Here is an 8,499-nt window from a genome sequence, read left to right on the forward strand (position 1 = left end):
CCCGCCTCCGGCCACCCGGTCCCGCGACCGCGCGCACCGCACCTCGGGGCCCGCGCCCGGGCGCACCGCGACGGGGTGGTCGCTGGGTGTGCCCACCAGGGGCGGCGCACTTCACCCGGTGGTCGGCGTCTTTGGTCGTTCGTGTGGCCAAAGTGTTCGGCGGCAGGGCACAATGATCCCGGGTTATCGCAGCGTGATCACCGCCGGTCGCGACGGACGTAGGGGAAGACGATCCTCGTCGAGCAGCGGAGGTCAGGCAGTGAGCACCCGTGGCAGCACCCAAGGTGTGGTGTACGTCCACTCGTCGCCGTCTGCGGTGTGCCCGCACGTCGAGTGGGCCATTTCGGGCACCCTCGGTGTCCGCGCCGAGCTGCGCTGGACCGCGCAACCCGCGGCCCCCGGCCAGCTGCGCGCCGAGTGCGCGTGGACCGGCGAGGCGGGCACCGGCGCCAAGCTGTCGGCCGCCCTGCGGGCCTGGCCGATGATCCGCTTCGAGGTCACCGAGGACCCCAGCGCGGGCGTGGACGGGGAGCGGTTCTGCTATGCCCCGGCCCTGGGCCTGTGGCGGGCGCGCACCGGCGCGAACGGCGACATCGTCGTCGGCGAGGACCAGCTGCGCGCGGTGGCGGCCGCGGCCCGCGGCGGGGAGTCCTTCGCCTTCAAGGTCGACGAGCTGCTCGGCGCCTCCTGGGACGAGGCGCTGGAGCCCTACCGGCGCGCGGGCGACGGCGCCCCCGTCACCTGGCTGCACCGCGTGGGCTGACCAGGCCCGGCGCCGCCCCGCACCCGCCTGTGGCAGGCTGGTCGCCGTGCGCGAGTCGGGGGCGGGGCGGCAGCAGTGGGTGCTGCCGGTGGTGCTGGTCGCGGTGGTCGTCACGGCGGCAGCGGGACTGCTCGCCCGCGAGCTGTACGGCCCCGACCAGGCCGACACCACCCCCGCGGCCTCGGCCGTGGCCCCCACCGGCGTGTCGCTGCCCCCCTCCGCCCAACCCGGCCCCCCGGACGTCCGCGGCACCGCCGACGCGGTGGCCCACCCCCTCTACGAACCCGTCCGCCAACTCCTGCAGACCCACTTCGACGCCATCAACGGCCGCAACTACGCCCGCTGGGTCACCACCGTGACCGAGGCCAGGGCCCGCACCATGCCGGAGAAGGAGTGGCGCAAGCAGTACGGCACCACCAAGGACGGCTCGGTCGTCGTCCACCGCATCGAGACCACCGCGGGCGACACCGCCGTGGTCCTGCTGACCTTCGTCAGCACCCAGGACCCCGCCCAGGCCCCACCGGAGCTCCCGGTCGCCTGCATCCGCTGGAACGTCGTCTACCCCCTCACCCGCGCCGACGACCGCACCTGGCTGCTCGACCTCACCCGCACCGCCGCCACCCCCCAGCACGTCGCCTGCTGACCCCGGCCACGCCAGGAGGAACTTTCCCCGTTCGTCTATTTTCCCCTTCGGGGAAATTGGCGTTGGGAGTAAACTCGGGCCATGTCGGGCACACGGCCGGGAGCGCTCCTCGATGCGGCCGCGGAAGAACTCCGCACCGTGCTGGGCGGGGCGTGGGCCGTGGAGGTCCTGCAGCGCTCCGCCTCGGCTGGGACCGTGCACGACGCCGTGGTCCGCTTGTCGCCGCGGTCATCGCCCGACTCCCACGCTGACCTCATCCTCGACCTCTTCGACGCCGTCGGCCCGAAGCACATCCTGAAGCACACGGTGCGGTTCGCGGCGGCCCTGCGCGCTGCGGGCGGTGGCGGGACGTTGGTGATCGTCGCGCCGTGGTTGAGCCCTCGCACCCGGGAGTTGCTGGAAGTGGAGGGCATCTCCTACCTCGACCTGACCGGCAACATCCGGTTGTCGGTCCCGGTGCCTGCCGTCCACGTGCGTTGGCAGGGGGCGGACAAGGCGCCGGAGCACCTGCGCTCGGCCGAGCACACCGTCACCCTCGCGGGTCCCCGGGCCGGGCGGATCGTGCGCGCGCTGGTCGACTTCCCGCCGCCGTTGCGGCCCTCGGCCATCGCGACCCTGGCTGATGTCAGCCTGCCGTGGGTGTCGAAGGTGCTGTCCAAGTTGGATTCACAGATGTTGGTCGAGCGCGTGGGCCGGGAGGTCGTGCGCGTTGACTGGCAAGGGCTCCTCCGCGAACGGGCAGGCACCTACGACCTGCTCCGCCACAACCCCGCTGTCGGTTTCGTCGCGCCCGACGGTCCGGGGGGAGTTCTCGAGCGGGTGCGGCGAGTCCACGGCCAAGGCCTCATCGCGATCACCGGGCCGTGGGCGGCGCGCAGGATCTCCCCGCTCTCCAGCGGCGGTCAGCTGATGCTGTACGTCGAGTGCGGACCGCACACCCCGGACGAGTGGGCGACGCGGCTCGGCATGGTGCGCGTCGACGAAGGTGCCGACGTCCTGGTGCTGCGGGCGCACGATCAGGTGGTCTTCCGTGAAACACGCGACGTCGAGGGCGTGCCGCATGTGGCATTGCCGCAGTTGGTGCTCGACAGCCTCGCGGGCCCCGGCCGGATGCCCGCGGACGGTGAAGCGGTGCTGGCCTGGATGGCCGAGAACGAGGCTGTGTGGCGCCGCGGCACCCCGACCGATTGACGCGCGACACCTCAGCGCAGACCGGAAGCAGAACGATGTCGAAGGCACCACCCGGCGCAGACCGCGATGAACTGACCACAGCGGCCCGCGGCGTCCTGCTCGACGCCCTCTGGGCGCTCGAACCCCACCTCGACCGCCTCACGGTGGTCGGCGGGCAGGCCGTGCACCTGCGCACGAGCCCTGCCCCCTTGCGCTCGGCCGCGTACACCTCCGATGGTGATCTGCACCTGGACCCCAGGGGGATCGCTGAGCAGCCGCGCATCGAAGAAGCCCTGCGCGCTGCGGGCTTCGCGCGCAAGCACGCCGACCTGCCCGGCCTGTGGCAGCGGACCGTGGCCGTGGGCGGTGTCCCGACGAAGGTGGCTGTCGACCTCCTCACCGGGTTCACCCTGGTCCGCGGCGGGAGGCGCAGCGCGGACATCGAACCGCACGACCGGATGGCGGTGAACCGGGTTCGCGGGCTGGAGACCGCCGCGGTCGACCGGAGCGCCATGGTCATCGGTTCGCTCGACCCCCGGGATGACCGCGCCGTGACAGTGCACGTCGCCGGGGAGGTGGCCTTGCTGGTGGCCAAGGCCCACAAGATCGGTGACCGGTTGGAGCAGCGTGCGGCGCGGCCGGACCGGTTGGTGGACAAGGACGCGGGAGACGTCTACCGGATCATGGTCACGGCGGACGCGGGTGCCGTGGCGGCGGCGTTCACCGCGCTGCTCGCCCACCCCGTCGTCGGTGAGGTCACCGGGATCGGGCTCCGGCTGCTGCGGCGGCAGTTCGGGGCTCGGGACACCGAAGGCGTGCGGATGGCCGTGGCGGCGCTCGCGGGAGACGTCCCCGAGACCAGGGTCCGCGTGGTGATGCCCGCCTTCGTCGCCCGGCTGCCGCGGGTCTGAGACGGGAACGGCCCCGCTCCGGGGAGCGGGGCCGGGTGGTGCTGGGCCGGTCAGGCGGTGAAGACGAGGGCGACGTTGTGGCCGCCGAAGCCGAAGGAGTCGTTGACGGCGGCGGTGATCTCGACCTTGCGGGGCTGGCCGGTGACGACGTCGAGGTCCACGCGGGGGTCGAGGTTGTCCAGGTTGCGGGTGGCGGGGATGACGCCGTAGTAGAGCGACAGGATGGTGATGATGCTCTCGACCGCGCCCGCGCCGCCGACGAGGTGGCCCATGGCGGACTTGGGGGCGGTGAGGACCGGGTGGTCGCCCAGGGCCTTGTGGATCGCGGCGGCCTCGCCCACGTCGCCGACGACGGTGGAGGTGGCGTGGGCGTTGACGTGGCCGATGTCGGCGGCGGTCAGGCCCGCGGTGCGCACGGCGTGCTGGATGGCCTTGATCTGGCCCAAGCCCTCGGGGTGGTTGCCGGTGATGTGGTACGCGTCGGAGGTCATTCCGTAGCCGGCCAGCCTGCCGTAGACGCGGGCGCCGCGGGCGGCGGCGTGGTCGGCGCGCTCGAGCACGAGCACGCCCGCGCCCTCGCCGAGGACGAACCCGTCGCGGTCGGTGTCGAACGGGCGCGAGGCCGCGGCCGGGTCGTCGTTGCGGGTGCTCAGGGTGCGCGACTGGCAGAAGCCCGCGACCGTGATCGGGTGCAGGCACGCCTCGGCGCCGCCCGCCACGACCACGTCCGCGCGGCCGTTCTGGATCATCTGCCAGGCGCTCGCCAGGCCCTCGGCGCCGGAGGCGCACGCGGAGGCGGGCGTGTGCACGCCCGCCCTGGCGCGCAGCTCGATGCCCACGTGCGCGGCCGGGCCGTTGGGCATCAGCATCGGCACCGTCAGCGGGGAGACCTTGCGCAGGCCCTGCTCCTCCAGGATGTCGTCCTGGGCGAGCAGGGTCAGCGGTCCGCCGATCCCGGTGCCGATGCTGACCCCGAGGCGGTCCGGGTCCACCGGCTCGTGCTCGTCGGTGGGCAGCTCGAAGCCCGCGTCCGCCCACGCCTGCCGGGCGGCGATCACCGCGATCTGCTCGCACCGGTCCAGCCGCCGGGCCTGCACGCGCGGCAGGACCTCGGTCGGCTCGACCGCGAGCGGGGCGGCCAGGTGCGAGGGCAGACCGAAGCGCTCGACCCAGTCCGCCTCGTTGCGGCGGACGCCGTTGCCGCCCGCGAGCAGGCTGTCCCAGGTGGAGGTCACGTCCCCGCCGAGCGGCGTGGTGGCGCCAAGCCCGGTGATGACGACATCGACGTTGCTCATGGGGGGTTCCTTCACGACGGGTGGGTGTGCCTGACCGGGTGCCTTGCGGCACGTGGGGGACCCGGGGTGGTGCTGGTGCTGCGGGGGGGAGCCTCAGGCGTTGCTGGAGACGTAGGTGACCGCGTCGCCGACGGTCTTGAGGTTGGCCAGCTCGTCGTCGGGGATCTTGACGCCGAACCGGTCCTCGGCCTGCACGGCGATCTCCACCATCGACAGCGAGTCGATGTCCAGGTCGTCCACGAAGGACTTGTCCTCGGTCACGTCGTCCTTGGCAACGCCCGCGACCTCCTCGACGATCTCGGCGAGGCCGTCGAGGATGTCCGCGTCGCTGGGCTTGTCCGCCATGGGGTTGGGTCCCTTCTCGTAGTTCCACCGGCCGGGCGTGCTGCCCGGCCGGAGCGCGTGGTGCCCGCTCAGGGGCAGATGACGACCTGCCCCGCGTAGGACAGGCCTGCGCCGAAGCCGACCAGCAGGGCGACGTCGCCCGGCTTGATCCGGCCCGCGGCGCGCATGTGGTCCATCGCCATCGGGATCGAGGCCGAGGAGGTGTTGCCGGAGTGCACGATGTCGTCGGCGACGACCATCTCCGGGCGCGCGCCCGCGGCGCGCAGCTTCTTGGCGATCGACTCGACGATGCGCAGGTTCGCCTGGTGCGGGATCAGCACGTCGATGTCGGCCGGGGTGATGCCCGCCGCCTCCACCGCGCGCAGCGCGATCGGCGCGATCTGCGTGGTCGCCCAGCGGAACACCGACTGGCCCTCCTGGTAGAGGACCTTGTTGCCGGTGGGGCCGGTCGGGTTCATCCCGATCGTGTCCACCAGGTCGCCCGCGCTGCCCCAGACCACCGGGCCGATGCCCGGCTCGTCGGCCGGGCCCACCACGGCCGCGCCCGCGCCGTCGGCGAAGATGATCGCGTTCGCCCGGTCGGTGGGGTCGACCCAGTCGGTGAGCTTCTCCGCGCCGATGACCAGCACCCGCCCCGCCGAGCCCGCGCGGACCAGGTCGGAGGCGGTGCCCACCGAGTAGCAGAAGCCCGCGCAGGCGGCGTTGAGGTCGAACGCGCCAGCCGCCTTGACCCCGATCCGGTCCGCGACCTGGGCGGCGCCGTTGGGGATGGGGTGCGGCATGGTGCAGTTGGCCAGGATGACGGTGTCGACGTCGGAGGGGGCCAGCCCGGAGTCGGCCAGCGCCTTGGACCCGGCGATGACGGCCATGTCGACCAGCCGCTCGTCCGGGCCCGCGAACCGGCGCTCGGAGATGCCCACCCGGTCGAGGATCCACTGGTCGCTGGTGTCCATGATCAGCGACAGCTCGTCGTTGGTGACTACCCGCTCCGGCTGGTAGCTGCCCACGCCGAGCAGGCGGGTCGCGGCGGCGCCGGTGCGCTGGTTGAGCGTGGTCACGCGGCACCCCCGATCAGCTCGACCACCGCGTCCAGGTGCTCGGGGGTCTTGAGGGCGACGTTCGGGGTGTCCTTCAGCTCGCGCTTGGCCAGGCCGACCAGGGCGCCCGCGGGCGGGAACTCCACGACGGCGCTGACGCCGCGCTCGGCCATGGTGCGCATGCACAGGTCCCAGCGGACCGGGTTGGTGACCTGGTCGACCAGGCGCTCGATGACCTCGGCGCCGCTGGTGACCACGGCGCCGTCGCGGTTCGACAGCAGGGTGCGCGCGGGGTCGGCCGGGGCGGACAGGCCCGCGGCGTGCGCGCGCAGCTTCTCCTGCGCGGGGGCCATGTAGTGCGTGTGGAAGGCGCCCGCGACCTTGAGCGTGATCGCCTTGGCGCCCTCCGGCGGCTCCGCGGCCAGCTTCGCCAGCGCGTCCTTGGACCCGGCGGCGACGATCTGGCCCGCGCCGTTGCGGTTGGCCGCGACCAAGCCCAGCTCGTCGAGGCGGGCCAGGATGCCCTCCTCGGTGCCGCGGACCAGGGCGGACATGCCGGTCGGCTCCAGCTCGCAGGCCGCTGCCATCTCCCGGCCGCGCACCGCGGCCAGCGCCAGCGCGTCCTCGGCGCTGATCACCCCGGCGATCGCGGCGGCGGCGAACTCCCCGATGGAGTGCCCGGCGACGACGACGTCGGCGGGGACCTCGACCCGGCGGGCCAGCTCCTCGAAGGCGAGCAGGGTGGCCGCGACGATGAGCGGCTGGGTGATCGCGGTGTCCTTGATCTCCTCGGCCTCGGCCGTGGTGCCCAGCCGGACCAGGTCCAGCCCGGTCACCTCCGACCAGGCGGCCAGCCGATCGGCGCTGTGCGGCAGGTCGAGCCAGGGGCTGAGCATGCCCGGCGCCTGAGAGCCCTGCCCGGGTGCGAGGAGTGCGATCACGCTGCCTACTGAACACCCCGACGCCGCCTGACCAGCATGCTCCCAGCTCACCACGTTCCCCAGCGGCTGTTGGAGGAACCCTACAAAGCTTGGGCCGGAATGACCGGCAAAGCCCCCGGTTCCTTGTGCGTTGCGGTGACGGCTACCACCTTTTCGCCCAGTGTTCGGCCCCGGTTGCCGACGGTCACCACAGGCCGCGGGCGCGCGAGAGCCTGCCGACGGCCAGCGCGACCTGCAGCACGAGCGCGTCGCGGGGGTCGTTGGCGTTGTGCCCGGTGGTCTCGGTGGCCTTGCGCAGCCGGTACCGGACGGTGTTGGGGTGGACGAACAGCTGCCGCGCGCACGCCTCCAGCACCCCGCCGGAGGCCAGGTAGGCCTCGACGGTCTCCTGGAGCGCGCCGCCCGCCTCCTCCAGCGGCCGGGCGACCCGCTCGATGAGCTGCCACTCGGCCTCCGGGTCGCCCGCCAGCGCCCGCTCCGGCAGCAGGTCCGAGGAGCGCACCGGCCGGGGCGCGTCCGGCCAGGCGACGACGGCGCGCAGCCCGGACAGCGCGTCGGAGGCGCTGCGGTGCGCCTCGGCGATGCTCGGGGTGGTGGGGCCCGCGACGACCGGTCCGGCGCCGAACGCGGTGGCCATCCGCCGCAGCGCCTCCTGGTCGGTGGGGTCCTCGGTGGGCCCGGCGAGCACCACGACCAGCCGGGAGCCCTGCACGCCGAGCAGCACCGGCCGCCCGGCCCTGGCCGCGCGGCTGCGCACCTCGTAGACGACGGTGGGCTGGTCCTCCGAGGGCGGGTTGCCCACGAGCACGGTGGCCTCGGCGGCCGGGTCCCAGCCCAGCGCGGCCGCGCGGGAGAGCAGCGACTCCTCGGCGTCGCCGCGCACCACCCCGTCCACCACCAGCGCCTCCAGCCGGGCGTCCCAGGCGCCGCGGGCCTCGGCGGCGGAGGCGTAGGACATCGCGGAGGCGAACGCGACCTCCCGCCCGTAGCGCAGCACCGCCTCGGACAGCACCGCCCGCTCGGCGTCGTCGGCGGCCAGGTCGGGCACCAGCTGCTCGAACACCTGCAGCGACACCCGCACCATCTCCACGGTCTGCCGCAGGCTGATCCACCGCGACAGGTCCCGCGGCGCCCCCCGGAAGGTGTCCGTGGTCAGCCGCAGCGCCTCCCGCGGGTCCCGCAGCCACGCGGTGAACCCGGCCACCCCGTTCTGCGCCACCAGCAGCACCGACGCCCGCTGGTCAGCGGGCATCCGCCCGAACCACGCGAACTGCTCGTCCATCGCGGCCACAGCGGCCGAGGCCAACTTCCCCGAAGCCCGGTCAACGGCATCCAACGTCCCCGCCGACAACCCCTCACCCGCCCCACCGCTCATACCCCCACAATCCCACGCC

The 8,499-nt window shown here is 73.7% G+C and carries 9 protein-coding genes; 4 read left to right on the forward strand and 5 right to left on the reverse strand.

Annotation, left to right across the window (positions count from 1 at the left end; translation table 11 throughout):
• Window positions 1–259: 259 nt before the first annotated feature.
• From BJP25_RS01530 to BJP25_RS01545, 4 genes are all read left to right on the forward strand, one after another.
• Window positions 260–763, forward strand: coding sequence for a DUF3145 domain-containing protein (locus BJP25_RS01530; RefSeq protein WP_233157861.1), 504 nt, complete (start codon window positions 260–262; stop codon window positions 761–763).
• 46 nt (window positions 764–809) lie between these two features.
• Window positions 810–1,406 carry a hypothetical protein gene (locus BJP25_RS01535; RefSeq protein WP_084793587.1) on the forward strand — a complete coding sequence of 199 codons (597 nt, stop codon included), beginning with the start codon at window positions 810–812 and terminating at the stop codon, window positions 1,404–1,406.
• An 81-nt stretch (window positions 1,407–1,487) separates the two neighbouring features.
• Window positions 1,488–2,597, forward strand: a complete 1,110-nt coding sequence (locus tag BJP25_RS01540) for a hypothetical protein (protein WP_084793588.1) — start codon at window positions 1,488–1,490, stop codon at window positions 2,595–2,597.
• 35 nt (window positions 2,598–2,632) lie between these two features.
• Window positions 2,633–3,487 carry a hypothetical protein gene (locus tag BJP25_RS01545; RefSeq protein WP_075972919.1) on the forward strand — a complete coding sequence of 285 codons (855 nt, stop codon included), beginning with the start codon at window positions 2,633–2,635 and terminating at the stop codon, window positions 3,485–3,487.
• 50 nt (window positions 3,488–3,537) lie between these two features.
• On the opposite strand, the gene BJP25_RS01550 is transcribed toward BJP25_RS01545, so the two are convergent.
• The 5 genes from BJP25_RS01550 to BJP25_RS01570 all read right to left on the reverse strand — a co-directional run bounded on the left by BJP25_RS01550 (window position 3,538) and on the right by BJP25_RS01570 (window position 8,480).
• Window positions 3,538–4,782, reverse strand: coding sequence for a beta-ketoacyl-[acyl-carrier-protein] synthase family protein (locus BJP25_RS01550; RefSeq protein ID WP_075972920.1), 1,245 nt, complete (start codon window positions 4,780–4,782; stop codon window positions 3,538–3,540).
• Window positions 4,783–4,875: 93 nt separating this feature from the next.
• Window positions 4,876–5,127, reverse strand: coding sequence for an acyl carrier protein (locus tag BJP25_RS01555; protein ID WP_075972921.1), 252 nt, complete (start codon window positions 5,125–5,127; stop codon window positions 4,876–4,878).
• A 68-nt stretch (window positions 5,128–5,195) separates the two neighbouring features.
• On the reverse strand, window positions 5,196–6,185 hold the full coding sequence (locus BJP25_RS01560; protein ID WP_075972922.1) for a beta-ketoacyl-ACP synthase III: 990 nt from the start codon (window positions 6,183–6,185) through the stop codon (window positions 5,196–5,198).
• Entirely contained in the window at window positions 6,182–7,105 is a 924-nt protein-coding gene (locus BJP25_RS01565; RefSeq protein ID WP_075972923.1) for an ACP S-malonyltransferase, read from the reverse strand. The genes BJP25_RS01560 and BJP25_RS01565 overlap by 4 nt, the downstream gene beginning before the upstream one ends.
• Window positions 7,106–7,289: 184 nt before the next feature.
• Window positions 7,290–8,480: a PucR family transcriptional regulator gene (locus tag BJP25_RS01570; RefSeq protein ID WP_075972924.1), complete on the reverse strand. Its 1,191-nt coding sequence runs from the start codon at window positions 8,478–8,480 to the stop codon at window positions 7,290–7,292.
• Window positions 8,481–8,499: the final 19 nt, after the last annotated feature.

The sequence above is a fragment of the Actinokineospora bangkokensis genome (genome assembly GCF_001940455.1).
GTDB lineage: Bacteria > Actinomycetota > Actinomycetes > Mycobacteriales > Pseudonocardiaceae > Actinokineospora > Actinokineospora bangkokensis.

Coding starts and splice junctions, on each gene's coding strand:
- BJP25_RS01540 (WP_084793588.1), top strand. CDS start 1,488: ATGTCGGGCACACGGCCGGGAGCGCTCCTCGATGCGGCCGCGGAAGAA.
- BJP25_RS01545 (WP_075972919.1), top strand. CDS start 2,633: ATGTCGAAGGCACCACCCGGCGCAGACCGCGATGAACTGACCACAGCG.
- BJP25_RS01550 (WP_075972920.1), bottom strand. CDS start 4,782: ATGAGCAACGTCGATGTCGTCATCACCGGGCTTGGCGCCACCACGCCG.
- BJP25_RS01555 (WP_075972921.1), bottom strand. CDS start 5,127: ATGGCGGACAAGCCCAGCGACGCGGACATCCTCGACGGCCTCGCCGAG.
- BJP25_RS01570 (WP_075972924.1), bottom strand. CDS start 8,480: ATGAGCGGTGGGGCGGGTGAGGGGTTGTCGGCGGGGACGTTGGATGCC.